Origin of the sequence: Variovorax brevis, from assembly GCF_030317105.1 — a bacterium.
Classification (GTDB): domain Bacteria; phylum Pseudomonadota; class Gammaproteobacteria; order Burkholderiales; family Burkholderiaceae_C; genus Variovorax; species Variovorax brevis.
Genome location: NZ_JASZYG010000001.1, coordinates 787042 through 813489 on the forward strand (window position 1 = coordinate 787042; position 26448 = coordinate 813489).

A 26448-nucleotide genomic window follows, 5' to 3' on the forward strand; every position below is an offset into this window, starting at 1 on the left:
GGTTATTTGTTGGATGGGGACGCCCACCAGGTACTCAATGCCCACGGGTCGGGCTGGTAGTACGGCGGAACAGTGGGTGGCAGCACGAAGGGTCGCGGCCGGTAGCCGATCAGGAAAGCGTCGCCATAGTACTGGGGCACCGAGTAGTACCCGTGCGAGAGCACGCGGTCGAGCGCCCGCATGGCGGCACCGAGTTCGGGCCGCGTGGTCGCGCCCACCACCTTCTGGAGAATCGCATCGACAGCCGGATCGGCAATGCCCCAGATGTTGTTGGAGCCCTTGGTCTCGGCCGCTTTCGAGCCATACAGCTCGAGCAATTCACCCCCCGGCGCCGTACTGCCGGGCAAGCGCAGCGTGGTCATCTCGAACTCGAAGTTGTCCATGCGCTGCTGCGAAAGCGAGAAGTCGACCGTGCGGAAGGTCATCACGATGCCGAGCTTTTGCAGCGCGGTCTGGAACGGTGTCGCCACCCGGATGATCGAGGGCTGGTCGTTCAGGAACTCGATGGTGAAAGGCTCGTTCTTCGCGTTGCGCAAGGCACCGTCGCGATAGGTCCACCCCGCCTGCTCGAGCAGCGCCCTCGCCTTGCGCAGGTTCTCGCGCAGGCTGCCCGGCGGTGCAGTGCTGGGCGAGATCACGGCCGGGCCGAACACCTCGGGCCGAAGCTGGCTGCGCAGCGGTTCGAGCAGGGCCAGTTCATCCGGCTTGGGTAAGCCTTCCGCGTGGAATTCGCTGTTCGGAAAGTAGCCTTCGACGCGTTTGTACAACCCATAGAAGAGCTGCTTGTTGAGCCATTCGAAGTCCATCGCGAGGCCGATCGCCTGGCGCACCCGGACGTCCTTGAACTTGGGACTGCGCACGTTGAACACGTAGCCCTGGAAGTCGCCGGGGTTGTGGTTCAGGAATGCCTGCTTCCTGATTTCGCCGGAGGTGAACTGCTTGCCCGTGTACTGGCGCGCCCAATTGCGCGACGTGAACTCGCGCATGAAGTCGAACTCATTGGCCTTCAGGCCCTCGAAGCGCGAGGTGTCGTCCAGATAGATTTTGTACGTGACGCGGTCGAAGTTGAACTGCCCTTTGCGCACCGGCAAGTCAGCGCCCCAGTACTTCGGGTCGCGCACATAGGTGATGTCGCGGCCCAGGCCAGCGCGCGCCGGCTTGTAGGGGCCGGACGCGATGGGCACGTCGCTGGTGATCTGGTCGAAGGGTTTGCCGCCGCCCCAGGCCCGGCTGAAGACGGCCATGCCGCCCACGACCAGCGGCAGTTCGCGGTTGGGGCTTGCGAAATCGAAACGGACGGTGCGCTCACTCACCGCCACCGCGCGTTGCACCTCGACGAAGATGGTTCGAAACTGCGGTGCCGCGAGCGGGCCGTTGAGCATGGTGAAGGAATGCACCACATCGGCCGCAAGCACGGGCGTGCCGTCGTTGAAGCGCGCCTTCGGGTTGATCCTGAAGGTGGCGGACTTGCGGTCCGGCGCCACTTCCACGTCCTCGGCAAGCAGGCCATAGGCGGTGGTGGGCTCCTCGGAGTTGCCGACGAGCAGGCTTTCGAACATCAGCCCACCGAGGCCGGCCGGCGCCGTGCCCTTGAGGGTGAAGGGATTGAACTTGTCGAAATTGGTGGGCCGGGTGGGCGGCACCATGCGGATCTCGCCGCCCTTGGGCGCGTCCGGATTCACGTAGTCGAAGTGCGTGAAGCCCGGCGGATACTTGATGTCGCCGAATTGCGCGTACGCATGGGCGGCCCATGAGGGAGCCGCCGAGAGCGCCAAGAACAGTAGCAGCCAACCTCGCATGCGAGAATTCTCGCCCAGGAATTTTCACGGGACCATCCCGAAGGGTATTGATATGGGCTTCCTCGCCGGCAAAAAACTCCTCATCACGGGCGTGCTGAGCAATCGCTCGATTGCCTACGGCATCGCCAAGGCATGCCACGCACAGGGTGCCGAACTCGCGTTCAGCTATGTGGGCGAGCGCTTCAAGGACCGCATCACCGAGTTCGCGGCCGACTTCGATTCGAAGCTGGTCTTTGATTGCGACGTGGGCGACGACGCCCAGATCGACAAGCTCTTTGCGGACCTTTCGCAGACTTGGCCCAGGTTCGACGGCTTCGTGCACAGCATCGGATTCGCACCGCGCGAAGCGATTGCCGGCGACTTCCTGGATGGCCTCTCGCGCGAAGGCTTCAAGGTGGCGCATGACATCAGCGCCTACAGCTTCCCGGCCATGGCCAAGGCAGCCTTGCCCTACCTCAACGACAAGTCGGCCTTGCTGACACTGACCTACCTGGGCTCCTTGCGCGCGCTGCCCAACTACAACACCATGGGCCTGGCCAAGGCCTCGCTGGAGGCATCGGTGCGCTACCTGGCCGAGTCGCTGGGGCCCAAGGGCATGCGCGTCAACGGCATCAGCGCCGGTCCCATCAAGACGCTGGCGGCCAGCGGCATCAAGGGCTTCAGCAAGATGTTGTCCGCCGTGGCGGACGTGTCGCCGATCCGACGCAACGTGACCATCGACGAGGTGGGCAATGTGGCGGCCTTCCTGCTGAGCGATCTGGCCAGCGGCGTTTCCGCAGAAATCACCTATGTCGACGGCGGCTTCAGCCAGGTCGTCGGCGGCATGGCAGAGTAAACCCGTACTCTCGGCAAAGCGTGTCGACCGTTCAGGGCGGTCGTCCGTTTGAAAGCCTGCCCGCTCCGGATCAACCGGGCGCGGGCCGCCTTTCCCTGAACTCCCCTCCCCTTGAAATGTTGAATCGTCGAACCTTGTTGCTCGCTGGATGGCTGTGCGCGTGCGCGCCTGCAATATTTGCCCGCGAGGCCCCACCGTCGCTGATGCAGGCCGAGGTCTACCGGCCCGGCATGCCGCTGGACGACTACTGGGTCAGCGAGAAGTTCGACGGCGTTCGCGGCTACTGGGACGGCAAGCGCTTCCGCACGCGCGGCGGTGAGCCGGTGGTGGCGCCGGACTGGTTCACGGTCAACCTTCCCAATGTGCCGCTCGACGGCGAACTGTGGGCCGGTCGCGGGCAATTCGCGCGGGCCATGTCGACCGTGCGCAGCCAGACGCCGAGCGACAACGCATGGCACGAGATGCGCTTCATGGTGTTCGACATGCCCGCCCAGCCGGGGCCCTTCACGGAGCGCCTCGCCGCACTGCGCAAGCTTCTTCCCATTCCTTCGGCCCCGTGGGTCGTGCCCGTCGCGCAGCAGCGCGCAACCACGGCCGAAGACCTGCAGGCGCTGCTCGACAAGACCATCCGCATCGGCGGTGAAGGCCTGATGCTGCACCGTGGCGCGTCGCTCTATCGCGGCGAACGCAATGCCGACCTGCTCAAGGTCAAGCCCTTCGAGGACGCGGAGGCGAAGGTCGTCGCCCATGTGCCTGGCAAGGGGCGCCTGACGGGCCGCGTGGGCGCCCTGATGGTCGAATCGCCGGAAGGCCGACGCTTCAAGCTCGGCAGCGGACTGACCGATGCCGAGCGCGATGCGCCGCCGGCCATCGGCACATGGATTACCTACCGCTACAACGGCACCAACGCCAGCGGCGTGCCCCGCTTTGCGCGCTTCATGCGAGTGCGCCCCGATCTCGGCGCGTGACGCTTCCCCGTTACGCAGGTTCAGGGCTGCTCGCCCCGGCGCAGTCGGGTCTCGATCTCGTCGAGCACCGGCAGCAAGTCGGCCACGCTGTCGATGACGAAGTGGGCACCCGACGCCTTGAGTTTCTCCGTGGCCGCTTCACGCAGCGCCTGCTGCCGCCCCGTGTCGAGCGCCTGCCAATCCGCAAGAGGCATGCCGACGGCGTTTCCACTGACGGCCAGCCCCACGGTCCAGGTGCCTGCGTGGATGCCTTCCTCGATGCCCACGCCCGTGTCGTCTACCTTGACCACCGATAACGGCGGCCACACCCCGAGATCCGCGAAGGTGCGATACATCATCAACGGACCGGGACGGCCCTCGGCCAGGTCGCCCGCGCACACGAGGTTGTCCGGTGCATAGCCGCCGGCCGCGGCAATGGGCGTGACGATCTCCATGATCGGGCGGTTGTAGCCGGTGGTAGAGCCGATCTTGAGCCCCCGCGCCCGCAGCGCATCGACCACTTCCACCGCACCGGGAATGAAGTCCGCAAAGTCGGCGACGATGGCCGCGTTCATCGGCGTGAAGATCTCGTAGAGGCGATCGACGTCGGCGTCGTCAAAAGGCCTTTCGTAGCGCGCCTCCCACTGCTCGGCAACGTGCGGCAGCTTGCCCAGCGCCTTGATGTGGTCCCACTTGGCCATGCCCATCGGGCCGCGCGCATCGTCGATGCTGATCGCGATCTCGAACTGGCGAAACAGCTTCACGAAAGCGCCCATCGGCGCGCAGGAGCCGAAGTCGATGATGGTGCCGGCCCAGTCGAAGACGACGGCGCGGAGTCGGGTGGGTTGGGTTGTCATGCGAGTCTGAATTGAGTTGGCCGCTACCACGCGGCAAAAACGTCTTCGGCAATGCCGAATGCCGTGCTCGCGCCAGTGCCACTGGTCACGAGCACCAGGCGCGTTGCGTCGTCGGGCGAGTCGATGAGGCAGTCCGTCGTGGCCGAGGACGGATAGATACCGACCCAGCGTTCGCTCACGCGGCACTGCTGGAGCTTGAGCGTCTTGTGCAGGTGCTCGAGTATGAGTTCGTCCACGCGCTGGTCCGCAAACGGCTCGGGCGCAGCGCCGTAATGGTGCGAGTCCCCAACCACCAGCGAGCCGTCGGCGCTTTGCACCACGATGAGATGGATGCCGTTGTCCAGCGACTCGCCTTCCTCGGCACGAATCTGCGTCAGCAGTTTCTGCGCGGCGGGCAACTGGCTGTAGCCGTGGTAGCGCACCAGGCTCAGGTCGGCCATGACCGAGCCCGGCAACGTGAACCCCGGCTCCGGCTGCACGCGCAACATGTGCAGGAGGCAAAGGCGCAATTGATGCGAGGTCAGGCGCTCGGCAAAGAGCCCGTTCAGGTCGGTGTTGGTGCACACGGCCACGCGTTCTGCGTGCAGCACGGCGCGGGATGTACGTACGCGCGGCGTCGCGACTTCAAGCACCGCCTCGCCAAAGCGAAAGGTCACGTCCATGTCCTCGGCAAGCCAGCGGGCCAGCAGGCCGATCGCCGTGCGCGACTCGACACGCATCTCGTGCGGGCTGTGGAGCACTCCCTGAGCGCCATCAAGTTGCAGCACCGGCGCGCGTTGGGCAGCTTCATCGACATCGAGCAAACGGCAACCCTCGCCCATCGGCGTCGCCATGAACTCCTTGAGCACTTCCAGCGCCTGCGGGCGAAAGGCCGTGAGCCAGAGACCCTGGTGCAAGGTGGCAATCCCGGCGGCAGGCGCGACGTCGCCCCATATCTCGCGCGAGCGACGGGCGCGGCGCCAGGTGTCGCCTGCGCCCTGCCCCGTCACCGTGATGAAGCCGAAGTTGCGGATCGACGCGCCGACACAGGCAGCATCGCGCTCCACCACGCACACCTTGAGGCCGCGCAGCGCGGCGGTGTACGCATGGGCCAGCCCGACGATGCCGGCACCGACGACGATGAGGTCGAAAGACTTGTCTGTCATGTGTGGATGAAGGAGGCTCAGCGGCTCGGCGCGCGCCACGCCTGTGTACGCAAGTCGAGCCACTTGCCAAGCGCGAGGTAGAGCAAGGTCACCAACGTCGACACGCCGGCAATGAGCACGGCCATCGCCGCGGCGGGCCCGGTGTCACCGGCTTCGTCCAGGTTGAGGATGGCGACCGATGCCAGCTTCGTATCCGGCGAATAGAGAAACACCACCGCCGAAATCGTCGTCATGGCGTTGATGAAGAAGTAGCGCGAAACGTCCAGCAGCGTCGGCAGGCAGATCGGCAGCGTCACGCGCCAGAAGGTCTTGTAGAACGGCACCTTCAGCGAGGCCGACACCGCCTCGAACTCCCCGTCGATGGACTTGAGCGCCGTCACCATCGTCAGGTGCCCGGTGGTGTAGAAGTGGACGATGGTGCACACCACGAGGATGCTCATCGTCTGATAGAGAAAGTTCAGCGGGTTGGCCGGCGCATTGAAGAAAAAGATGAAGCCCAGGCCGAGCACCAGTCCGGGCACCGCCATCGGCAGCATCGCCATCAGACGGATGAGCGGCCGCACGCCATCCAGCCCACGCGTCTTTTCCAGGAGGTACGCGCCAATGAAGACGATGATGGTCCCGAAGAAGGCCGTCGCCGCCGCCAGCTTGACGCTGTTGACCAGCGCACTCCCCAGCTCCGCATCGACAAGGCCGGAGACGTAGTGCGTCAGGCTCGGTGTCAGGTTGTAGGGCCACAGCTTGGCAAAGGATGCGAACACCGCCATGAAGAACACCGCCAGCATCAGCCCTGCGATCGCCATGCAGTAGAGCGTCATCGCCGCATCGAAGCGCGTCGATCGCCTGGGCACCAACGCGACGGCCCGCGCCGACAGTGCCGCGCTTTGCTTGCGCTGCACGAACCAGTCGATGCCGAAGGTGAGCGCCGCCGGCGTCAGGAGAAGCAGGGCCACCACGGCTCCGCGCTGGAAGTCCTGCTGGCCGATCACCAGCTTGAACACGTCGGTGGCCAGCACGTTGAAATTGCCGCCAACCACCTTGGGCACGCCGAAGTCCGTGATGACCAGCGTGAAGGTGACCAAGGCCGCCGAGATCAATCCGTACTTGGCGCCCGGCAGCGTGATGGTGAAGAACTTGCGCAGCGTGCGCGTTCCCATGGCGTCCGCGGCCTCGTACAAGCGTGCGTCAGCCAGCGTCAAAGCCGTCACCAGGATCATCAAAGTGTGCGGAAAGGTCGCGAAGCATTCGGCCAGCACGATGCCCGGCGCACCGTAGATGCCGTCGAAGCCGAGCGACAGCCAGAAGTCCTTGGCCACGCCCTGATTGCCGAACCAGTAGATCAGCGAGATGGCCGACAACAGCGACGGCGCCAGCAAGGGCAGCAAGCTGATCGTCCTGAAGAGCCCCTTGAACGGCATGCAACTGCGCGTGAGCGCGTAGGCGAATGTGAAGGCCAGCGGCACGACGATGAGCGTCACCAGCATCGAGACCCAGACGCTGTGCCAGAGGCTCTGGAGCAAGGCCGGCGACGCAAGGTAGGCCCCGAACGCGTGCAAGCCGCCGCCCTCGCCATCGAGCGCCTTCGACAGGATCAGCAACAGCGGCGCTACCAGCCCCAACAAGAGCAGCACAGCGATGCCGAGCAGGCCCAGATGGCCCAGCCGGTCGGTCCAGTGCACGCGCTGCTTCAGCGCCGAAGGTCTGGCGGCGGCAAGCAATGGTTGTGAGGCGACCTCGTTCATTTGTTGACAGGCACTCACGCCGCGGCCGCTGGAAACACGCGCAAGCGGTCGGCTCGCAACGCAAAGCGCACCGTTCCGCCCTCGTGCACATCGAACTCGCTCATCTGGTTGAGCGAGAACTGCAGTTGCACCGGCTGGTCGGGAATGCCCTCGACCGATACTTCGGCCAGGCAGTTGCCGCCCAGGAACTCCACGTGGCGAACCGTGCCGGCGCAGCGCATCGGGTCGTCGTCCCGAACGCCATCGACGACCCGGTCTTCCGGACGCAGATAGAGCGCGACCTCCCTGCCCGGCTGGAAGTCCGCACCGGCGCCCGGCGCGCAGTGCAGTCGCTTGTCGCCACACCGGTACCAACTGTCGCCCTCCGCAGTGGCCTTCAGGCGATTCACCTTGCCGACAAAGCCGGCAACGAAAGGCGTCGCAGGCTCGCGATACACCTCCATGGGCGTGCCCACCTGTTCGATCACGCCCTGGTTCATCACGACGATGCGATCGGCGACCGACAGCGCCTCTTCCTGGTCATGCGTGACCATGATGGTCGTCACGCCGAGCTTGCGCTGCAGCGAGCGAATCTCGTTGCGCAGGTGCACGCGCACGATGGCGTCGAGCGCCGACAGCGGCTCGTCCAGCAGCAAGAGCCCGGGCGAGGTCGCCAATGCGCGCGCCAGGGCAATGCGCTGTTGCTGGCCGCCGGACATTTGCGCCGGGTACTTGGCGCCGCTGCCCGGAAGGCCGACGAGCCGCAACAACTCTTCCACGCGCGGCGCCACCTGCGCCCGTGTCTGCTTCCGGTTGACCAGGCCATAGGCCACGTTGCCCGCGACCGTGAGGTTGGGAAACAGCGCGTACGACTGGAACATGATCCCGTAGTCACGACCGGCCGGCGGCAGCACCGAGATGTCGCGGCTGTCCTGCACGATCTTGCCGGCCGTCTGCGTCTCGAGCCCCGCGATGATTCGCAGCAAGGTCGTCTTGCCGCAGCCCGAGGGCCCCAGGAAGCAGACGAACTCGCCGCGGCGGATCGTCAGGTCGATGTTCTCCAGTGCCGTGAAGGCGCCGAAGCGCTTCTGGATGCCCCGCAGGCTGAGGTAGTTCGCGTCGCTCATTGCGGCAGCCCTCCGGTCAGGGGGCGGGCCGTTTCTCGGACTTCGCGTCGTAGCGCCTGGACCATTCGGCCAGCGTGCGGTCGCGGCCTGCGGCGGCTTGGTCGAAGTTGAGCTTGATCAGACGCGCCTCGTAGTCATCCGGAATGTTGGGCAGCTTGGGCGCCACGCCCGGCTGCGCGGTGATCGCGAAGTTCTTGCCGTAGAGCACCATCGCATCCTTGGACGACGCCCAGTCGGCGAGTTTCTTCGCGGCCTCCAGCTTTTTCGTGCCCTTGTAGATCGCGAAGCCTTCCAGGTCCCAGCCCAGTCCTTCCTTGGGGAACACGAGTTCGATCGGCGCACCCTTGGCCTTGTTGGTGTAGCCGCGGTATTCGAAGGAGATGCCCGCCACGTACTCACCGGCCGCCGCCATGTTGCAAGGCTTGGAGCCCGAGTGTGTGTACTGGCCCACGTTTTCGTGCAACGCATCCATGTACTTCCAGCCACCGCCCTTGCCGCCGTCGTCGCCCCACAGCTGCAGCCACGCCACCACGTCCAGGTAGCCGGTGCCCGACGATGCGGGGTTGGGCATGACGACCTGGCCCTTGAACTCCGGCTTGGTCAGGTCTTTCCAGGTCGTCGGGATGGGGATGTTCTTCTTCTTCGCCTCGACGGTGTTGAAGCACACCACGGCGCCGAACACGTCCATGCCCCACCAGGCGGGCGGCGACTTCTTGTCGCGGTACTGGCTCATGATCGCGTCCAGGTTCAACGGCGCGTAGGGCTCCAGCATGCCGTTGCGCTCGAACAGCGCCAGGCTCGTGGCGGCCACGCCCCAGATCACGTCGGCCTGCGGGTTGGCCTTTTCGGCGAGCAGTTTGGCCGTGACGACGCCGGTCGAGTCACGGACCCACTTGATGTCGACCTCCGGATGCACCTTGTTGAAGGCCTCCTGGTACGCCTTGAGTTGATCGGTTTCCAACGCGGTGTACACGGTCAGCTGGGTTTTTTGCGCCCAGGCGCCGGCGGCAAACGCCACGCCGAGGATGGTGGCCACGATGGATTTCGCATAGGTCATGGAACGAGCTCCTGTTCTTGAAGTAAAGAAATGTGGCTGCACGAGAAGACATCTTCGTGACACATCCCTCAAGCAAAATCGGGGCCCGCATCGCCGGATCGTCTATTGTCTTTTGTAAATCGTAGACAATCTGAGGCGGACAACCTACGATGGACTTCATGGTCAAGACAATTTCCAGCCACCCCGCCATCGCACACCTTCAGTGCAATTCATTGGCGAACCTGGTGCAGGCCGAGCTCGAACGCATGATTCTGGACGGCGAGCTGCCGTCGGGCGCCAAGCTGACCGAATCCACGCTTGCCGATCAACTCGGCGTGTCGCGCGGTCCGGTGCGCGAGGCCTTCCGGATGCTGGAGGAATCGGGGCTGGTGACCACCATCAAGAATCGCGGGGTGTTCGTGCGAGACGTGCCGGTCGAGGAAGCCCTGGAGATCTTCGAGGTTCGCGCCGTGATGGACCTGTACGTCGGCCGCAAGCTGGCGCAAGGGCTCGCCCCGGCGCAGGTCAAGGAACTGCGCCAATTGGTCGACGCCATGGACCAGGCTGGCAAGACCGACAACCCGCACGACTACCACCGCTTCAATCTCCAGTTCCACGACCGGCTGCTGGAGCTGGCCAACAATGCGAAACTCACCGCCACCTACCGCAAGCTGGTCAACGAGCTTTCGCTTTTTCGCCGGCAGAACCTGACGCGCGAATCGATGGCGATCTACTCGCGCGAGCATCGGCAGATCGTCAAGGCCATCGCAGCGGGCGACCCGGAGGCGGCCGGCCAGGCCATGTTCCAGCACGTGATGAACAGCCGTGAGCGCACGCTCAGCAACCACCAGAAAAAGCATCCCGCTGCGCAAGCCCGGTTGGCCGACGAGGCCGGGCAAGCCGCGCGGGCCGAAGCCTGAGGCACAACATGGCATTGACCATTCCGGATATCGAAACGCTTTTCGCGCGCCGTGGCGGCGAGCAATACAGCGGCGAGCCAGTCTCGCAGCTCGAACACGCCCTGCAATCGGCCCAGCGCGCCGAACTGGCAGGTGCCGACGACGAACTGGTAACGGCCGCCCTGCTCCACGACCTCGGCCACCTGCTCAACGAACAGGGCGAATCGCCCAGCCTGCGCGGCATCGACGACCTGCACCAGTACTTTGCGATTCCCTTCTTGCGCGGCGTGTTCGGCGAGCGTGTGCTCTCCGCCATCCAGTGGCATGTGGATGCCAAGCGCTACCTCTGCGCCACACGTGCCAACTATTGGGCCGCTCTCTCGGAGGACTCCAAACGCAGCCTTGAATTGCAGGGAGGCATCTTTTCGCCGGAGGAGGCGCAACGCTTCATCGCGAAGCCGCATGCGAGCGAGGCCGTCCAGCTTCGCCTGTGGGACGACCTGGCCAAGGAAGCGGATCGCGAGACGCCGCCGCTGTCACATTTCCTGGCGCGCGCACAGCGCTGCATGCTCGCGTAGCCGACGTGGCGTTGACCGGCCCCGTCGTCCTGGCCGTGCTCTTCGGCGCGCTGCTGCACGCCGGGTGGAATGCGCTCATCAAGTCCGGGCAGGACAAGTCGCTGGACACGGCGCTCGTCCACAGCCTGGGCGTCTTCATCGCCATTCCGATCCTGATGCACACCGGCCTGCCCGAACGCAGCGCGTGGCCGTACATGGTGGCGTCGCTGGTGATTCACCTGGGCTACTACGTGGCGCTGGCCGGCGCCTACAAGTACGGCGACCTGGGCCTCACCTACCCCCTGATGCGGGGCTGCGCGCCGCTGCTCGTGGCCCTGGGCAGCCTGGCCTTCATCGGCGAGCGGCTGGGGGCAATGGCGTGGGCTGGCGTGGCCCTGCTCTGCGTCGGCGTCGTCACGCTGGGCCTGTCGCGCTCGGCCATGCACATCGGCAGCGAGGCCAATCGAAGCAAGGCGCTGGGATTCGCGCTGGCCAACGCCGCCATCATCGCGCTCTACACGGTGATCGACGGCATCGGCGTGCGCGTCTCGGGAGACGCCGCCGCCTACGTGGCGGGGCTCTTCGTCTTCGACGGGATCCCGTTCATGCTGCTGGTGCTCTGGCGCCGCCCCGGCCGGCGCGGCGCCGCCTTCACGTACATGAAGGGCCGCTGGCCCATTGCCATCGTCGGCACCGCCGCGTCACTGGGCTCCTATGGCATCGCGCTGTGGGCGATGACACGGGCGCCGGTGGCCACGGTCGCGGCACTGCGCGAGACCTCGGTGCTCTTCGCCGCGCTCATCGGCACCCTCTTCCTGCGCGAAGCCTTCGGGTGGCAGCGCGCCATCGGCACGACGATCATCGTGGCCGGGGTGATGCTGCTGCGCCTGGCCTGAGCCGCGCTTACGCGTTCTCCTGCCGCACGCAATCCGCGTAGTAGCGCAGCTTGCCGGCCTCGTCGTGCCGCGCCACGAGGCCGTGGATGTCTGTCTCGAAGCCAGGGCACTCGATGTTGAACTGCCTTGCGAACTTGAGGTAGTCCACGATCTTCTTGTTGAACACTTCCCCCGGAATGAGCAGCGGAATGCCCGGTGGGTACGGCGTGATCAGGCTGGTCGTGATGCGCCCTTCCAGCTGGTCGATTTCCACCCGCTCGGTCTTGCGGTGCGCGATGTGCGCATAGGCGTCGCTCGGCTTCATGGCGGGCGTGAGATCGCTCAGGTACATCTCGGTGGTCAGCCGCGCCACGTCGTAGCGCGCATAAAGCTCATGCACGTGCTGACACAGGTCGCGCAGGCCCAGGCGCTCGTAGCCGGGGTGCGCCTGGCAGAACTCCGGAAGGATCCGCCACATCGGCTGGTTGCGCGCGTAGTCGTCCTTGAACTGCTGCAAGGCCGTGAGCAGCGTGTTCCAGCGGCCCTTGGTGATGCCGATGGTGAACATGATGAAGAAGCTGTAGAGCCCCGTCTTCTCCACGATCACGCCGTGCTCGGCCAGGAACTTGGTGACGATGCTCGCGGGAATCCCGCTCTTGGCAAACTTTCCGTTCAGGTCCAGCCCCGGCGTGACGATGGTCGACTTGATCGGGTCGAGCATGTTGAAGCCGTCGGCCAGGTTGCCGAAGCCGTGCCACTTGGCGGTGCGCGCCTCGCCCTTGATGATCCAGTCGTCTGCGCGGCCGATGCCTTCGTCGACGAGCTTCTCGGGGCCCCACACCTTGAACCACCATTCGTCCTTGCCGAACTCGGCCTCGACCTTGCGCATGGCGCGGCGGAAGTCCAGCGCTTCCAGAATGCTTTCTTCCACCAGCGCGGTGCCGCCGGGCGGCTCCATCATCGCGGCGGCCACGTCGCAGCTGGCGATGATGGCGTACTGCGGGCTGGTCGACGAATGCATCAGGTACGCCTCGTTGAACAGGTCGCGGTCGAGCGCGCGGTTCTGCGAATCCTGCACCAGCACGTGGCTGGCTTGGCTGATGCCGGCCAGCAGCTTGTGCGTGGATTGCGTGGCAAACACCAGCGACTCCTTCGGCCGCTCACGGCGCTTGCCCATGGCGTGATAGGTGCCGTAGAACGGGTGGAAGGCCGCGTGCGGCAGCCATGCCTCGTCGAAGTGCAGCGTGTCCACGTAGCCGTCAAGCATCTTCTTGATGGTCTCGGTGTTGTAGATCACGCCGTCGTAGGTCGACTGGGTCAGCGTCATGACGCGCGGCTTGACGGTGTCGGCGTCCACGTGCGCCAGCAGCGGATTCGCCCGGATCTTGGCCTTGATCTGCGCCGGCTCGAACTCGCTCTTGGGAATCGGGCCGATGATGCCGAAGTGGTTGCGCGTGGGCTTCATGAACACGGGAATCGCGCCCGTCATGATGATCGCGTGCAGGATCGACTTGTGGCAGTTGCGGTCCACCACCACCACATCGTCCGGCGCCACCGTGTGGTGCCACACCATCTTGTTGCTGGTGCTGGTGCCGTTGGTCACGAAGAAGCAATGGTCGGCATTAAAGATGCGCGCCGCATTGCGCTCGCTCGCCGCCACCGGGCCGGTGTGGTCCAGCAGTTGGCCGAGTTCTTCCACCGCGTTGCAGACGTCGGCGCGCAGCATGTTCTCGCCGAAGAACTGGTGGAACATCTGGCCGACCGGACTCTTCAGGAAGGCCACGCCACCCGAGTGCCCAGGGCAGTGCCACGAGTAGGAACCGTCTTCCGCGTAGTCGATCAGCGCGCGGAAAAACGGCGGCTGCACGCCTTCCAGGTAGCTCTTGGCCTCGCGGATGATGTGGCGCGCAACGAACTCCGGCGTGTCCTCGAACATGTGGATGAAGCCGTGCAACTCGCGCAGGATGTCGTTGGGGATGTGGCGCGAAGTCTTGGTCTCGCCGTAGATGTAGATCGGCACCTCCGCGTTCTTGCGGCGCACCTGCTCGATGAAGCTGCGCAGGTTGAGCACGGCGGGGTCGAGGTCGGGGCCGACGGTGAATTCCTCATCGTCGATCGACAGGATGAAAGCGCTGGCGCGGCTTTGCTGCTGGGCGAACTGGCTCAGGTCGCCGTAGCTGGTGACGCCCAGCACCTCGAAGCCCTCGGCCTCGATGGCCTGCGCCAGGGCACGGATGCCCAGCCCCGAAGTGTTTTCGGAGCGGAAGTCCTCGTCAATGATGACGATCGGGAAGCGGAATTTCATGGAGGAGGCTCCGAACTGACAAATGAGGGCGGAAGTGTAAGGAATTCAGATGAAGGCGCGTGAAGGGGCGCTGAATAAGTTGCGTTCCCGACATGCACAGCGATTCGGGAGTGGCTGCGGGACCCGGGTTTTTTGACGCAGAATCGGCGCCATCCACCCTTTGGGAGACCTCATGGCAGATTCCACCGTCTGGTGGCTGATCGCAGGCGGCGCGATCATTCTCGAGTTGATGTCGGGCACGATCTACCTGCTGCTGCTGAGCGCGGGTTTTGCCGCGGCAGCCTTGTCCGCCCACGCCGGGGCGAGCTTCACGACCCAGCTGGTCGTCGCGGCGGTGATCGGCGTCGGCGCAGTGCTGACTTGGTACCTCATCCGCCGCCGGCGTCCGGCGGAACCCCCGGCGGGCGCGAATCGCAACGTCAACCTGGACATTGGCGAAAGCGTGATGGTCGAGGCGTGGAACCCCGACGGCACCGCCATGGTTCGCTACCGCGGCGCGCAATGGACCGCCATCCCTCGCGCCGGCAACTCGCCCACCACGGGCCTGCACCGCGTCGCCGAGGTCGTCGGCAACCGGCTCGTCGTCGACAAGATCTGAAAAATCCAACCACCGAGGGGAAGCAAACCATGGAAGTCGCAGCGGTCATTCTGGTCATCGCCATCATCTTCATCAGCCAGTCGGTCAAGTTCGTGCCGCAGCAAAACGCCTGGGTGCGCGAACGCCTGGGCAAGTACAACGGCACCATGTCGCCGGGGCCGAACTTCCTCATCCCTTTCATCGACAAGGTGGCCTACAAGCACAGCCTGAAGGAGATCCCGCTCGACGTACCGAGCCAGATCTGCATCACGCGCGACAACACGCAGCTGCAGGTGGACGGCATCCTTTATTTCCAGGTGACCGACCCGATGCGCGCGAGCTACGGCTCGTCCAACTACATCGTGGCGGTGACGCAACTCGCGCAGACCTCGCTGCGCAGCGTGATCGGCAAGCTGGAGCTGGACAAGACCTTTGAGGAGCGCGACATCATCAATGCGCAAGTGGTGGCGGCCATCGACGAGGCGGCCTTGAACTGGGGCGTGAAGGTGCTGCGTTACGAGATCAAGGATTTGACGCCGCCCAAGGAGATCCTGCAGGCGATGCAGCGGCAGATCACGGCTGAGCGGGAGAAGCGTGCGTTGATTGCGGCTTCGGAAGGCCGGCGCCAGGAGCAGATCAACATCGCGACCGGGGAGCGTGAAGCATTGATTGCGCGCTCGGAGGGTCAGAAGCAGTCGCAGATCAACAACGCGCAGGGTGAGGCCGGGGCGATCACCGCGGTGGCGCAGGCGACGGCTGCGGCGATTGAACTGGTGGCGGCGGCGATTCGGCAGCCGGCGGGGGAACAGGCGGTGCAGTTGAAGGTCGCGGAGCGGGCTATTGATGCTTACAGCAAGGTTGCGTCTGATGCGACGTCAACTTTGATCGTGCCGAGCAACATGACGGAGACGGCGGCGTTGATTGCTTCGGCGATGCGGATGGTGCAGGCGGGGAAGCCGGCGGCGAACCCTTGAGGGCATTGCGGGCGTTGATGGGCACGCGCGGAGCATGTCCCGGTCGCATGGCTACTTTTGCAAGTTACGGCTGAGCGGAGCTATTGGTCAGAACGTGCCGGCCCCAGACCTCAAATTGACCTGGCGTTTGTCTGTCATTGACGCCCACCGCTCGCACTGGCCAGCTGCCATTCCCAAGAGCCCTGTTCCTGCGTCGAGGCGCGCGGAATGGCAGGCATGCTTTCGCCCTGCCGAACTGCTACGACACCCCGGTCGCGGCCTTGATGCATCCACTGGAAGTCCATGGGAGTGTGCGAGGCCGCGACTGCTTTCCAGATACCGCTCAGGGGGCAGGGTTCGCCCGGTCGGCAGCTCAGCGACGTGCTGACTGACACTGGTGTACGCGGGCGCACCGATCGCACGATGCCATCCCACAGCTGTATCACTTGGTCATCGGAGAGGCTGGAAGACGTCTGCTTGTCCTGAGGCACGCCGTTGGTCTGGCCGGTGAGAATTTTCAGCGACAGGGTGGGCTGTTGCAGCGATTGCTTGGCTGTACGCGTTTCGATGTTGAAAAGATGCTGCACGATCGGCCGAGAAAGCTTGTCCAGAAGCTCCTGCGCAGGCATGCCGCCCAGCATCGTTTCACGTTTGCGTAGCGTGACACCGCCGGCTTTGTTGAACAGGGCCAGGATGCGCTGATCGGCCACGGCGCTGCCGCGATCAAACAACGGTTCGCCAGGCTGTCCAGTGACGGCGTGGTAGTCCACCTCAACATGCACATCGGGACGGGATTCGTCGAAGAAGCGGAAGCTGCTGACCTCGTCGTCCTGTCCAACATTGAATACCACGCCCTGCTGGCAGAAGCCCGCCGGTGCACCTGTTGCATCGATATAAGGCAACAGTCGTTTGGAGATCATCCTCAAGCGTTCCTCGGTGGGCCCTGTGTTGACGTGAGTGTATTTATTCGGTGTGTCTCCAAGTGCCATGCTCTCGGGCACATAAGACTTCTCGTCAAAGATAACGTACCGTTGTCCCACAAGTTGATGCACCTCGCTTCTGATTGCGCCCTCGTAAAGCTCTTTGTCATGCCGTCGCAACATGACGGCGTATTCACCCAACTGCTCTGTCTTGAGCAACATCGGCCCCTTGGCTTCCTCATTGACAGCGCCTTGCAACTCGTCACGACGTGCCCGCACAGCTTTCACAAACGCATCAGGGGTGTAGAGCTCGCTTCTGACAGTTGCATAGACGCGCTTGAAATTCTTGTCCAGCCCGTAGTACAGCTCAATATTGCCCCAACCTCCCGTTTGCAAGCTAAAGCCCTTTGGCAGGTCGATCAGGTAGCGCCCCATGCAGTGGGTCTGGCGTTCGCTCGCGATAGGGTTCATGGTGGTGAGGGTGTATGTTGAAGAGGCCACCGCGGTGCAGGCTAACGCGCTGGCGGCAAGCAGCATTGCGGCTGTCCGGTACAGGGCACGCAAGGAATTCATCTGGAGCCTTCAAGGTTTGACTGCGGCAGGCTTGTCGGACTTGGAAACCAGTTTGCACAGGGAGTACAGCGACAGTTTTTGAACTGTGTCGTCTTTGTAGGCCGGTTCGTGTTCAACACCCTTGATCTTGAAAACTTGCAGGACCTTGGCGCAATCAAGGGGCGCGCGGCCTGAAGATGCGGGCACCGTGCCATCGCCAGATCCGTCTTGCCCGGCTGCGGCCAAATCCCAAGAGCTGGTCTCGTAGTCAAGTGTGTTGGTTTCAGCGTTGATGACGCGTTCACCGCCCACACGCTCGGGGTTGGAGCCTGTCATGCGCACCTCCTGCGCCGACATCTCATACACCTGCGCCGGTGTTGGCGCTTTGGTCCCTCCAAGCGGTTGCCGGTGGCCCTTTGTCATTTTCCAAGTCACCCGTTCGAAGCTCCTGGTCTCACCTTTTTTGTCGGCATCGCCAAAAAAGGCGTGAGTGTGCTGGTGATAGTCCTGTGAGGTTAGGGTTGTATGGAATTTCTTTGCCGTTTCAAGAAAATCCAGATAGTCGCCCCAAGAAATGGGAACCCCGCCGCTGGGCGTTAGCCACTCTTCCTTAACGAGCGCCCACCAACGGTCATTCCGTTTGTAGATTTCCTCGTATGGATCTGTGGCAGGCAAGGTCGCTGCAATCGATTTGCCATCTGGGCCATGGACCTCTAACCAACCTCTGTTGTATTTGTTGTCTTTGTTGTCTTTGTTGTCTTTGTTGCATTTGTTGTCATTGTTGTCTTTGTTGTCATTGGAGTAATTCTGCGTGGGGAGCAGTTCCAGCGCGCCCGGCGCCTGCGCGAACACGGCCGTGACTTGCCGGCCGGTGGTGCCGATGACCAGCGAGGCTTTGACAGATTCATCCCACATGCCAACCTTACAGCGGCGGTAAGCCACGGCTGCGCCGTTGGCAGGCATGACGCCGTTGATGATGCCGGCGATGAGCTTTTCGGCGCCATCCAGCTTGGCGCAGGCACGCGATACCAACCCGCCCATGGAGTGAGTGATGATCATCACCTGCTTGCATTCGATCTTTTGTGTGTGGTTGCGGGCGATCACCTCTTTGATGCGTTTCAGCAGCAGCTTGGCGGCGATCTTGTTGTCATCCAGCCAGTTGTAACCACAGGCATACACTGGCATGCGGCACCGCGCCAGCGCCTTCAATTCGTCTTCCGTGGGCTCTTCGAAGCAGCGCAGTGGCGTCCAAATGTTCTTACCGGGGTCATTTTTTTTGCGCCCCTCGAGCAACTGTCGAATGACATTTGTCGCGTTGGGCTTACGAACCCCATTGGCGTCGGGCTTGCCGTTGAGTTCCTCCTCAAGGAACTTGAGGTAACTGTGGTAGCTGCCTTCACCGACCTCACCCCAGCCTCGCGCGATGTATTCGTCACGATTGGCAATGCTGCCAACAGCGTTGGATGGCACCGCCCCCCCGGGGTCTACCACTGTCCGATCAGGATGCAGCAATTTCTGCCGCTTGCCCGGCCCCTCTTTAATCTTGTCGAAGAGAAGACCAAGAGGTGCACCAAGGCTGTTATCCAGCCGCCAGACAGGGGCGCTACCAGTGTGGATGTTGCCATTTCCCTTGAGGTTGCTCCCCATGATGCCCGGCACGAAAACAATGGGCAGAACGTACTCCGGCTGATAGCGCAGCGTCACGGGGTCGCAGCGTTCGGACTTCGTGAGGTTCCACTGGTAGCAATGAGCGCCGTCGGCACCCGGCACGGCCTGCGCGCTGCGTTCTTCGGTGGCGGCTGCGGCGTTCGCGTAGTCGTCGGTCATGATGCTGTTACTCCTGGATGCCAAGCAATTCGATGGTGAGTTGGGCTGGGTCCGTGCCCTTTTGCATGGGCACGATTCCGTCTGCGCCTGTGACGCCTTCGATCACCGCCCCGTCGTCCCGCTTGATGCGGTAGCGCATCCTCGAAACGGGTTTGCCTTCGGGCGTCTTGACGATGAACTGTTCGTTGAACTGAGCGTCAGGCCAACCGTTCGCAGCAATTGATCGGCTCTGTGGGCCCTCCAAGACGTGTGTCGCCGCCTGCTCGCGATGAAAGCCTGGCGTGCCATGCACGATCCCCTCGTCGGCATAGCGCGAGAAGCTGCGGCCACCTTGCAAAATCAGCTCTTTCCCGGCGCTGATGGTGATTCGCTCGGCCGTCTGGTTGATGTTGAGCTTGGCCAGCACGTGGATGCTGTCATTGAGCGCCTTGATGTCGATGTCGCCACTGGCCGCCACCAGCTTCATGCCCGCCTTGTGGGCGAACAGCTTGATGGCGTCCTTGACGCTGGCGAACAGGCCGCGCCCTACAACCAGGCTGGTGTGACCGCCGCTGGTGAAGGCGTTGTGTTCGTCGCTGGCAATGTGCGTGCTCTGGCGCGTGGAGGTTTCGATGCCCGCCGGGCTGGCCAGGACGAGGTGCGGCTTTGCGAGTTCGGGAAACACGCCGGCCTGGACATCGGGTTTGCAGTCGCCGCTGATGTCAGCGTTCTGGGCGGCGATGCCGTTGGCGACGTCTGACTGCTCCTTGCCGGACTGTTGCGCCTCGAACTTCTGCGCCAGTTCGGCCATCTGTTCGTGTTGCTCATGGGCCTTGGCCAGCCTGCGCTTGGCTTCGTCCATCGCCTTGATGTAGCCACTGGCCGCGGCGCGACCCTCGGTGGAGATGAGCAGGCCGTCCTGCGCACGCAAGACGCCGTGGCCGTCGGTGCGCAGTTCGAAGCCCTCTCCTCGAAGGTCGGCGCGGCCCCGATTGCCGTCGATGCGGGCAATGTGCCCCAGCGACAACTGACTGTGCTGATGGTCGCTCTTGAGTTGGACCTGAATCCTTTCGGCCGTGTCGTCCATCACGAGGTGATTACTTCGCCCGCCAGAGGCGTTGCCACTATCGGGCAGCAGTTCGCGGCTGCGGAAGCCGCTGAGCGCATGCTGACCGGGCAGGCTCCAAGGCGGCAGGTTCATCTGGTTGTGAACCCGCCCAGTGCAGATCGGCAGATCGGGATCACCACCGTAGAAATCGACGATGACTTCCTGCCCGATGCGGGGAATGTGCACGCCGCCCAGTTGATTGCCAGCCCATGGACTTGAGACGCGCAACCAGCAGGTGCTGTGCTGGTTCTTCTGTCCGATGCGGTCCCAGGGGAACTGGACCTTGATGCGGCCCAGGTCGTCGGTCCAGACGTTCTGCCCTTCAGGACCGACGACCAGGGCAGGCTGCGGACCGCCTGTACGGGGCTTTGATCGCGTCAGTTCCGGACGCAGTGGCTGCGCAACCGGATGGGCCGTCAGATCGACCTGTACGCGCCACTGCTGGCGCCGCTCGGTGCGGGCGTCAAGGTGCTGGCTGTCTCGCGCCACGTCTTCGATCAGCAGGCGGGTGTCGAGAATCAGGTACTCGGCATTGGCCCTGTGGCGCGGATGCTTCGCCAGCCTGAAGGTGCAACCCGGAACCATGCCCCTCAGATTTCCGCTGGCTTGGGCGCGTGATCCGTGAGAACGCAGGGCTTGCATCCGCAGTAGCGCAAGTTGCCCGCCTTCAGCTGCCGGCTCATTGCTGCCGGTGGCACCGGCCCGCGGCTGGGCGTAGTGGCTGCCGGCGCTGCCAGTTTGGCTGGCGTGCCATTCGTAGATTTCCTGATCGGCCTGCCCCGTAGGACGAGGGTCCCGGCTTCCGACGGCGAGGTCGGACTTGGGGCGGGTGTAGTCGTAGTCGCGGGTAGCGTAGCGGCCGCTTGTCAGGTGGTTGTGCGGCGTGAAGGTATGGATGTACTCCGCGTCAATCTTCCAGCCGGGCGCGTGGTATTCGACGATCTGGTACGCAGCACTGTCGTTGGGCTTGTACGCGCCCATGGCGTCGGAAAGCACCAGCCGGTGCTTGTCGTCGGAGTGCTCGAAATGAAAGGAAATCCCCCATTCCTGGCACAAGCGCTCGAAGAACGCAAAGTCGGATTCGTTGAACTGACACTGATAGTCCCGGACCGGGTACGTCTCGTACAGGCGCTTTTCAACGGAAAAGGGGTAGTCGGCCAACAGTTCATCGAAGATCTCGCTGACTGTCTTGTTCTGGAAGATCTTGCAGTCGGTGGTCAGGGTGGCCAAGTGCAGCCAGGGGCGCAACGTCAGCTTGTACTGAATGTGACGCCCTTCTTCGCCCCACAGTTGCGCGTCGGTGATGAGCGCATTGATCTGCCGCACGCCAGCGCCGATTCGGTCCACCGACGCACCCACGGCGCCAGGCAGGAATTCGCCGGCGCCGTCGAGGTCGATGGTGCAGGCGATCTCGCGACCTATGAATTGGTCCAGGTCAAAGTCCGCTGCACCCGAGGCGCCGAGGTTCAGCGCATCGGGGGTCTTGAGCAACAGTTCGTACTCGAACAGGCTGTTGACGCCTTCGCGACCGCAAATGCGGACTGGGTGCAGTGCCGGTTGGCCCAGAAATAGCGGTATCGCAGGCGACGCGACCCGCAGGGTGTGTGACAGATTCAGCAACAATTTCTCCCTGTGTGCGCAACTCTTCCTCTTCAAGGTCGGCGCACTTTTTTTATTGAACGCGCAGTCTAGCTGCCGGCACAAGGCTTGTTGCCTGCTCGTCCGGCTGGCGAGCCACAACAAGCCGTTTCTCAAAAGAATTTGTCCACGATCTCAAGTCGTCGGCTGCGCTCGAAGTCATCTTGTCGCAGCGTGCATGCCACCTCGTCCATGCGCATGTTGCGGGCGGGAGAGCGCCATCGGCCACGTGATCGACAATTGCGAACAATGCTGCCGCGCCGCCGAAATTCACGTCGCCGCGCTGCTACAATCGTGGGCTTCGGAGCGGTGGATGAGCGGTTTAAGTCGCACGCCTGGAAAGCGTGTGAGGGTTAATAGCCCTCCGCGGGTTCGAATCCCGCCTGCTCCGCCAAATGCGCGCCTCACATCGCGTCAGGTCATTCCAAAAACCTGCTGAAAGCCTCGCTCGTCGGGGCTTTTTTGCGTCTGGGCACTTCATGAAGCGCCCTTGCGTGCCGGGCTCCCGTCATGGAGCAACTTCAGGAACTCCACGGCCGGTTTGCTCAACGGCCGGTCCGTGCGAACCAGGCTGCCGTAAGCCTCCAGCGTCTGACCCATTCGGTAGGCCACGATGTGCAGGATGCCGTGCTTTGCATCATTCAGTGCGACGGCCGCCGGAATCACCGCAATCAAATTCGAACTGCGGATCAGGTTGATGGTCGTGAGGATCGAGCCCGTCTCGATCAGGCCCTTGGGAAGAGCAGCATGGTGGTCGCGGAATTCGCGGTCGATGAGGGTGCGCATGGGGCTGCCGGCCGGTTGCAGCACCCATGGATAGTCCAGCAGCGCCTCGAACTCGACACGGCGCTTGCGCGCAAGTGGATGGTCATTGCCCACGACGATGGCGAGTGCCTCGTCTTCGATCGCACGGAACGTGCAGTCGATGCCCGGGTGTTCGACAAGCCGGCCGATCACCACCTCCAGCACGCCATCGCGCAACTGCGCCAGCAGCTTGTCGCTCGTATCCACGGCGATCTCGAACGACAGCAATGGATACATCGCTTTCAAGCTGAGCAGCGCATTCGTGAGCCGGCCCGGTGACGCGGCCATGATGCTGCCGACCGAGAACTTGCCCGCGCTGCCGAGCTTCAGTTCGCCGAGTTCGCGGTTCAACGCTTCCATGCTGCCGCGGATGCTGCGGAAATAGCCCGTCACACGCACCCCGGCGGCGTTGAGCTGCAAGCCACGGCCCACGCGCTCGAACAAGGTCTGCCCGAGCGCGCTCTCCAGTTCGTGAAGCATCTTTGTGGCGGCGGGCTGCGTCAGCCCCAACTGCGCAGCGGCTGCGCGCAAGGTGCGCCGCTCCTCTATGGCCAGCATGAGGGCGATCTGCCGCATGCGCAGGCGGTTGAGCAATTGCGGGGTGCTGTCCTGCCGGTCGATAGAGCCCATTTTTGATCTCCTCAGGTTATCAATCGATCAAGTGTTTTCAGTTTACGGCAATCAATCAGCTGCCTACCATCGGCTTGTCGATCCCCACAACAGCCTGGAGACAAGCAGATGAAGAAGTTGATGACTGCATGCGCCACCGCGCTCATGTTTCTCGCAAGCCTGAGCGCCGCGCACGCCGACGAATGGCCCGCCAAGCCGGTGCGGATCCTGGTGGGCTCCCCGCCCGGCGGCGGCACTGACGCCATGGCCCGCGCCGTGGCCGACCGGCTCGGTCCGCTGCTCAAGCAACCCGTGGTCGTGGAGAACCGGCCGGGCGTTTCCAACACCATCGCAGCCGACGTCACGGCCAAGTCGGTCGACGGCCATACGATGGTGATGGGCGTGGTCACGGCGCATGGCATCGCGCCGCACATGCTCAAGCTTCCCTACGACAGCAACAAGGACCTCGTGCCGGTGGCATTCGTCGGCGCCGTGCCCAACGTGCTGGTGGTCAACAACGACTTGCCAGTTGATTCCGCAAAGGCGCTCGTCGCGTTGGCCAGGAAGGAGCCGGGCAAGCTCAACTTTGCATCGAGCGGCGCGGGCAGCACGCAGCACATTGCGGCCGAGATGTTCAAGGATGCCGCGGGCGTCGACATCTCGCACGTGCCTTACAAGGGCAGCAGCGGCGCGCTGGTCGACCTGATCGGCGGCCAGATCCAGATGAGCTTCGACACCCTGCCCTCGGTGCTGGGCCAGATCAAGAACAACAAGATCCGCGCGTTGGCGGTGACCACGGTCAAGCGCAACCCGCAGTTGCCCAACGTGCCCACCATGACGGAGGCAGGCTACCCGGCCGTTGCAATCAGTGCCTGGTACGGCATCTACATGCCGGCATCGACGCCGAAGGCCGTGCAGGCCAAGGTGCATGACGCCGTGAACGCTGTGCTGGTGCTGCCGGAGACCAAGACGCGACTCGACGCCATCGGCGCCGAGATCACACCGATGACGCAAGCGCAGTTCGCGGAGTTCCACGCGAGCGAGTTCAAGCGCTTCGGCGAAATCATCAAGAAAAACAACATCCGGATGGACTGACCCCATGAGCTCGAACACCCAACTTCCCGTCGTTGCAGTGACGCTCGGAGATCCTGCCGGCATCGGCGCCGAACTGATCGCCCGCCTGCTGGCCAAGCCCGAGGCCACCGCCCTTGCCAACGTGGTGCTGGTCGGCGACCGCTGGTTGTGGGATGAGGGCCAGCGCATCGCAGGCGTGGAGGTCGCGGTCGACGAAGTGACGGCGCTCCCGGAAGTGCGCGGTCGGGCCAGCACGCAGCGCCCTGCTTTCCTCGCCGTCGACACCATCAACCCCTCAGACGTGCACCGCGGCAAGGCAGAGTCCGCAGGCGGCCGCTCCGTGCTCAAGGTGCTCGACCGCTGCATGGACGCGACGGTGGCCGGCGACCTCGACGCCATCTGCTTCGCACCCCTGAACAAGCAGGCCATGAAGATCGGCGGCATGCAGCACGAAGACGAGTTGCATCATTTTGCCGAGCACCTCGGCGTGACCGGCTATTTCTGCGAATTCAACACGCTCGGCGACCTGTGGACTTCTCGCATCTCGTCGCATGTGCCGATGAAGGACGTAGCGGGCTACCTCAGCGTCGAGCGCATCGAACAGGCCGCCGGGTTGATCTACCGCTCGCTGCTGGCCAACGGCATTGCGCAGCCAAAGGTGGCGATTGCCGCGTTCAACCCGCACGGCGGTGATGGCGGCGTGTGCGGCCGCGAAGAGATCGACATCATCCAACCCGCGGTTAAGGCATTGCAGGCAAAAAGCTGGCCGACCGAGTCGCCCTTTGCCGGCCCCTTTCCCGCCGACACCATCTTCCTCAAGGCACAAGCCGGCGAATACCAGGCCATCGTGACCATGTACCACGACCAGGGCCAGATCGCGATCAAGCTGCTGGGCTTCAGCCGCGGCGTCACGGTCCAGGGAGGCCTGCCGATTCCGATCACCACGCCAGCACACGGCACCGCCTATGACATCGCCGGCCAGGGCAAGGCCAGCGTCGAAGCGACGTGGCAAGCCTTCCGTATCGCGAGCCGCATGGGCGCTGCGCACCGCCTCGCAGAGTCCCCGTCGTTCACCGCAGCCTGATTCACCATCACCATCAACCGAGACAACTGCCATGAAGATCAAATCCGTCCGCGCCCGCGTCTTTCAATGGAAGGGCAAGACCGTTCCGCCGCAGGGCAACTTCTGCTCCAACGCAATGGACCTCGTGTACTCCAGGACCGAGACCATGAGCACCTTCCGCTTCCATTCGTGGACGGTGGTCGAAATCGAGACCGACGATGGCATCATTGGCCTGGGCAATGTGGCGTTGGCACCGAAGATTGCCAAGGCCATCATTGACGAGTACCTCACGCCGCTCATCCTCGGCCAGGACCCGTGGGACTACGAATACCTGTGGCAGCGCATGTACCGCGCGACGCATGCCTGGGGGCGCAAGGGCGTGACCATGGCGGCAATCTCGGCCATCGACCTCGCCATCTGGGACATCCTGGGCAAGTCGGTCAACAAGCCGGTGTTCAAGTTGCTGGGCGGTCGCACCAAAGAGAAGATCCCCTGCTACTACTCCAAGCTCTACCGCACCAACCTCGATGACATGCAGGCCGAGGCGCAGAAGTACCTCGACCAGGGCTTCACGATGTTCAAGTCGCGCTTCGGCTACGGCCCGGCGCACGGCACCAAGGGCGTGACCGAAAACCTCAAGGCAGCCGAAGCCCTGCGCGAAGTTATCGGCTATGACAACGACTTGATGTTCGAGTGCTACATGGGCTGGAACGTCGAATACGCCAAGCGCATGCTGCCCAAGCTGGAAAAATTCCAGCCGCGCTGGGTCGAAGAACCGGTGATCGCCGACGACATCGACGGCTACGCCGAACTCAACGCCTTCACCAGCATCCCGATCTCGGGCGGCGAGCACGAGTTCTCGCTCTATGGCTTCAAGCAATTGCTCGAGCGCAAGGCGGTGAGCGTGGTGCAGTACGACACCAACCGCGTCGGCGGCATCACCGCCGCCCACAAGATCAATGCGCTGTGCGAGGCGTACAGCGTGCCCGTGGTACCGCATGCCGGCCAGATGCACAACTACCACCTGACCATGAGTTCGCTGGCATCGCCGATGAGCGAGTACTTCCCGATGTTCGACGTGGAAGTGGGCAACGAGCTGTTCTATTACATCTTCGACGGCGAGCCGGTGGCCGACAACGGCTTCCTGCAACTCGATGATGACAAGCCGGGCCTGGGCTTGACGCTGCAAACCGGGTTCCTCGACCAGTTCGACATCATCGAATAGGGCACCGCGGCCCAGC

At 63.5% G+C, this 26448-nt stretch carries 21 protein-coding genes and 1 tRNA gene; 11 read left to right on the top strand and 11 right to left on the bottom strand.

Going from position 1 to position 26448, the window contains the following annotated elements; genetic code table 11:
* Nucleotides 1–2: 2 nt before the first annotated feature.
* The gene (locus tag QTI66_RS03385; RefSeq protein ID WP_286557498.1) at nucleotides 3–1799 is read right to left on the bottom strand and encodes an extracellular solute-binding protein; all 1797 of its coding nucleotides are present in this window, start codon (nucleotides 1797–1799) and stop codon (nucleotides 3–5) included.
* 52 nt (nucleotides 1800–1851) lie between these two features.
* On the opposite strand from QTI66_RS03385, the gene fabI reads away from it, so the two are divergent.
* Both fabI and QTI66_RS03395 read left to right on the top strand, forming a co-directional pair.
* Nucleotides 1852–2634, top strand: a complete 783-nt coding sequence (gene fabI, locus QTI66_RS03390) for an enoyl-ACP reductase FabI (protein WP_286557499.1) — start codon at nucleotides 1852–1854, stop codon at nucleotides 2632–2634.
* Nucleotides 2635–2750: 116 nt separating this feature from the next.
* A complete protein-coding gene (locus QTI66_RS03395) occupies nucleotides 2751–3602 on the top strand; it encodes a DNA ligase (protein ID WP_286557500.1) in 852 nt (283 codons plus the stop codon).
* A gap of 20 nt (nucleotides 3603–3622) precedes the next feature.
* Here the strand turns inward: QTI66_RS03395 and phnX are convergent, their stop codons facing one another.
* Genes phnX through QTI66_RS03420 form a run of 5 tightly spaced genes read right to left on the bottom strand, consistent with a single transcriptional unit; the run spans nucleotide 3623 to nucleotide 9488 of the window.
* Complete coding sequence (gene phnX, locus QTI66_RS03400) at nucleotides 3623–4438, bottom strand: phosphonoacetaldehyde hydrolase (protein WP_286557501.1); 816 nt, start codon at nucleotides 4436–4438, stop codon at nucleotides 3623–3625.
* A 23-nt stretch (nucleotides 4439–4461) separates the two neighbouring features.
* Nucleotides 4462–5583, bottom strand: a complete 1122-nt coding sequence (locus tag QTI66_RS03405) for a TIGR03364 family FAD-dependent oxidoreductase (protein WP_286557502.1) — start codon at nucleotides 5581–5583, stop codon at nucleotides 4462–4464.
* 17 nt (nucleotides 5584–5600) lie between these two features.
* A complete protein-coding gene (locus tag QTI66_RS03410; protein WP_286557503.1) occupies nucleotides 5601–7325 on the bottom strand; it encodes a putative 2-aminoethylphosphonate ABC transporter permease subunit in 1725 nt (574 codons plus the stop codon).
* Between the two features lie 14 nt (nucleotides 7326–7339).
* A complete protein-coding gene (locus tag QTI66_RS03415; RefSeq protein ID WP_286557504.1) occupies nucleotides 7340–8431 on the bottom strand; it encodes a putative 2-aminoethylphosphonate ABC transporter ATP-binding protein in 1092 nt (363 codons plus the stop codon).
* Nucleotides 8432–8447: 16 nt separating this feature from the next.
* Nucleotides 8448–9488 carry a putative 2-aminoethylphosphonate ABC transporter substrate-binding protein gene (locus QTI66_RS03420; protein ID WP_286557505.1) on the bottom strand — a complete coding sequence of 347 codons (1041 nt, stop codon included), beginning with the start codon at nucleotides 9486–9488 and terminating at the stop codon, nucleotides 8448–8450.
* Between the two features lie 158 nt (nucleotides 9489–9646).
* On the opposite strand from QTI66_RS03420, the gene QTI66_RS03425 reads away from it, so the two are divergent.
* From QTI66_RS03425 to QTI66_RS03435, 3 genes are read left to right on the top strand one after another with little or no spacing between them, the layout of a single operon-like run.
* Nucleotides 9647–10387: a phosphonate utilization associated transcriptional regulator gene (locus QTI66_RS03425; protein WP_286557506.1), complete on the top strand. Its 741-nt coding sequence runs from the start codon at nucleotides 9647–9649 to the stop codon at nucleotides 10385–10387.
* A gap of 8 nt (nucleotides 10388–10395) precedes the next feature.
* Nucleotides 10396–10944 (top strand): phosphonate degradation HD-domain oxygenase, encoded by a 549-nt coding sequence (locus QTI66_RS03430; RefSeq protein ID WP_286557507.1) that lies wholly within the window; start codon nucleotides 10396–10398, stop codon nucleotides 10942–10944.
* 5 nt (nucleotides 10945–10949) lie between these two features.
* A complete protein-coding gene (locus QTI66_RS03435) occupies nucleotides 10950–11819 on the top strand; it encodes an EamA family transporter (protein WP_286557508.1) in 870 nt (289 codons plus the stop codon).
* A 7-nt stretch (nucleotides 11820–11826) separates the two neighbouring features.
* Here QTI66_RS03435 and QTI66_RS03440 read toward each other — a convergent pair whose 3' ends face one another.
* Complete coding sequence (locus QTI66_RS03440; protein WP_286557509.1) at nucleotides 11827–14103, bottom strand: arginine/lysine/ornithine decarboxylase; 2277 nt, start codon at nucleotides 14101–14103, stop codon at nucleotides 11827–11829.
* 172 nt (nucleotides 14104–14275) lie between these two features.
* Here QTI66_RS03440 and QTI66_RS03445 point away from each other — a divergent pair, with 172 nt between their 5' ends.
* Together QTI66_RS03445 and QTI66_RS03450 are read left to right on the top strand one after the other, a co-directional pair.
* Entirely contained in the window at nucleotides 14276–14701 is a 426-nt protein-coding gene (locus tag QTI66_RS03445; protein WP_286557510.1) for an NfeD family protein, read from the top strand.
* Nucleotides 14702–14730: 29 nt separating this feature from the next.
* Nucleotides 14731–15654: an SPFH domain-containing protein gene (locus QTI66_RS03450; protein WP_286557512.1), complete on the top strand. Its 924-nt coding sequence runs from the start codon at nucleotides 14731–14733 to the stop codon at nucleotides 15652–15654.
* Nucleotides 15655–15788: 134 nt separating this feature from the next.
* Here the strand turns inward: QTI66_RS03450 and QTI66_RS03455 are convergent, their stop codons facing one another.
* From QTI66_RS03455 to QTI66_RS03465, 3 genes are read right to left on the bottom strand one after another with little or no spacing between them, the layout of a single operon-like run.
* The gene (locus QTI66_RS03455; RefSeq protein WP_286557513.1) at nucleotides 15789–17090 is read right to left on the bottom strand and encodes a T6SS immunity protein Tli4 family protein; all 1302 of its coding nucleotides are present in this window, start codon (nucleotides 17088–17090) and stop codon (nucleotides 15789–15791) included.
* A gap of 45 nt (nucleotides 17091–17135) precedes the next feature.
* Entirely contained in the window at nucleotides 17136–18932 is a 1797-nt protein-coding gene (locus QTI66_RS03460) for an esterase/lipase family protein (RefSeq protein ID WP_286557514.1), read from the bottom strand.
* Between the two features lie 7 nt (nucleotides 18933–18939).
* Nucleotides 18940–21639: a type VI secretion system Vgr family protein gene (locus QTI66_RS03465; protein WP_286557516.1), complete on the bottom strand. Its 2700-nt coding sequence runs from the start codon at nucleotides 21637–21639 to the stop codon at nucleotides 18940–18942.
* 321 nt (nucleotides 21640–21960) lie between these two features.
* On the opposite strand from QTI66_RS03465, the gene QTI66_RS03470 reads away from it, so the two are divergent.
* Nucleotides 21961–22051, top strand: a tRNA-Ser gene (locus QTI66_RS03470).
* An 83-nt stretch (nucleotides 22052–22134) separates the two neighbouring features.
* On the opposite strand, the gene QTI66_RS03475 is transcribed toward QTI66_RS03470, so the two are convergent.
* Nucleotides 22135–23091 carry a LysR family transcriptional regulator gene (locus tag QTI66_RS03475; RefSeq protein WP_286557518.1) on the bottom strand — a complete coding sequence of 319 codons (957 nt, stop codon included), beginning with the start codon at nucleotides 23089–23091 and terminating at the stop codon, nucleotides 22135–22137.
* A gap of 144 nt (nucleotides 23092–23235) precedes the next feature.
* Between QTI66_RS03475 and QTI66_RS03480 the strand changes: the two genes are divergently transcribed.
* The 3 genes from QTI66_RS03480 to QTI66_RS03490 are packed head-to-tail and all read left to right on the top strand — an operon-like array spanning nucleotide 23236 to nucleotide 26432.
* Nucleotides 23236–24165, top strand: coding sequence for a Bug family tripartite tricarboxylate transporter substrate binding protein (locus QTI66_RS03480; protein WP_286557803.1), 930 nt, complete (start codon nucleotides 23236–23238; stop codon nucleotides 24163–24165).
* A gap of 4 nt (nucleotides 24166–24169) precedes the next feature.
* A complete protein-coding gene (locus QTI66_RS03485) occupies nucleotides 24170–25228 on the top strand; it encodes a 4-hydroxythreonine-4-phosphate dehydrogenase PdxA (protein WP_286557520.1) in 1059 nt (352 codons plus the stop codon).
* Nucleotides 25229–25259: 31 nt separating this feature from the next.
* Nucleotides 25260–26432, top strand: a complete 1173-nt coding sequence (locus QTI66_RS03490) for an L-rhamnonate dehydratase (RefSeq protein WP_286557521.1) — start codon at nucleotides 25260–25262, stop codon at nucleotides 26430–26432.
* Nucleotides 26433–26448 lie beyond the last annotated feature (16 nt).

Excerpts from the sequence above, each read along its gene's own strand:
- QTI66_RS03385 (WP_286557498.1), bottom strand. The coding sequence starts at position 1,799 with ATGCGAGGTTGGCTGCTACTGTTCTTGGCGCTCTCGGCGGCTCCCTCA.
- fabI (WP_286557499.1), top strand. The coding sequence starts at position 1,852 with ATGGGCTTCCTCGCCGGCAAAAAACTCCTCATCACGGGCGTGCTGAGC.
- QTI66_RS03395 (WP_286557500.1), top strand. The coding sequence starts at position 2,751 with ATGTTGAATCGTCGAACCTTGTTGCTCGCTGGATGGCTGTGCGCGTGC.
- phnX (WP_286557501.1), bottom strand. The coding sequence starts at position 4,438 with ATGACAACCCAACCCACCCGACTCCGCGCCGTCGTCTTCGACTGGGCC.
- QTI66_RS03405 (WP_286557502.1), bottom strand. The coding sequence starts at position 5,583 with ATGACAGACAAGTCTTTCGACCTCATCGTCGTCGGTGCCGGCATCGTC.
- QTI66_RS03410 (WP_286557503.1), bottom strand. The coding sequence starts at position 7,325 with ATGAACGAGGTCGCCTCACAACCATTGCTTGCCGCCGCCAGACCTTCG.
- QTI66_RS03415 (WP_286557504.1), bottom strand. The coding sequence starts at position 8,431 with ATGAGCGACGCGAACTACCTCAGCCTGCGGGGCATCCAGAAGCGCTTC.
- QTI66_RS03420 (WP_286557505.1), bottom strand. The coding sequence starts at position 9,488 with ATGACCTATGCGAAATCCATCGTGGCCACCATCCTCGGCGTGGCGTTT.
- QTI66_RS03425 (WP_286557506.1), top strand. The coding sequence starts at position 9,647 with ATGGTCAAGACAATTTCCAGCCACCCCGCCATCGCACACCTTCAGTGC.
- QTI66_RS03430 (WP_286557507.1), top strand. The coding sequence starts at position 10,396 with ATGGCATTGACCATTCCGGATATCGAAACGCTTTTCGCGCGCCGTGGC.
- QTI66_RS03440 (WP_286557509.1), bottom strand. The coding sequence starts at position 14,103 with ATGAAATTCCGCTTCCCGATCGTCATCATTGACGAGGACTTCCGCTCC.
- QTI66_RS03445 (WP_286557510.1), top strand. The coding sequence starts at position 14,276 with ATGGCAGATTCCACCGTCTGGTGGCTGATCGCAGGCGGCGCGATCATT.
- QTI66_RS03450 (WP_286557512.1), top strand. The coding sequence starts at position 14,731 with ATGGAAGTCGCAGCGGTCATTCTGGTCATCGCCATCATCTTCATCAGC.
- QTI66_RS03455 (WP_286557513.1), bottom strand. The coding sequence starts at position 17,090 with ATGCTGCTTGCCGCCAGCGCGTTAGCCTGCACCGCGGTGGCCTCTTCA.
- QTI66_RS03460 (WP_286557514.1), bottom strand. The coding sequence starts at position 18,932 with ATGACCGACGACTACGCGAACGCCGCAGCCGCCACCGAAGAACGCAGC.
- QTI66_RS03475 (WP_286557518.1), bottom strand. The coding sequence starts at position 23,091 with ATGGGCTCTATCGACCGGCAGGACAGCACCCCGCAATTGCTCAACCGC.
- QTI66_RS03480 (WP_286557803.1), top strand. The coding sequence starts at position 23,236 with ATGTTTCTCGCAAGCCTGAGCGCCGCGCACGCCGACGAATGGCCCGCC.
- QTI66_RS03485 (WP_286557520.1), top strand. The coding sequence starts at position 24,170 with ATGAGCTCGAACACCCAACTTCCCGTCGTTGCAGTGACGCTCGGAGAT.
- QTI66_RS03490 (WP_286557521.1), top strand. The coding sequence starts at position 25,260 with ATGAAGATCAAATCCGTCCGCGCCCGCGTCTTTCAATGGAAGGGCAAG.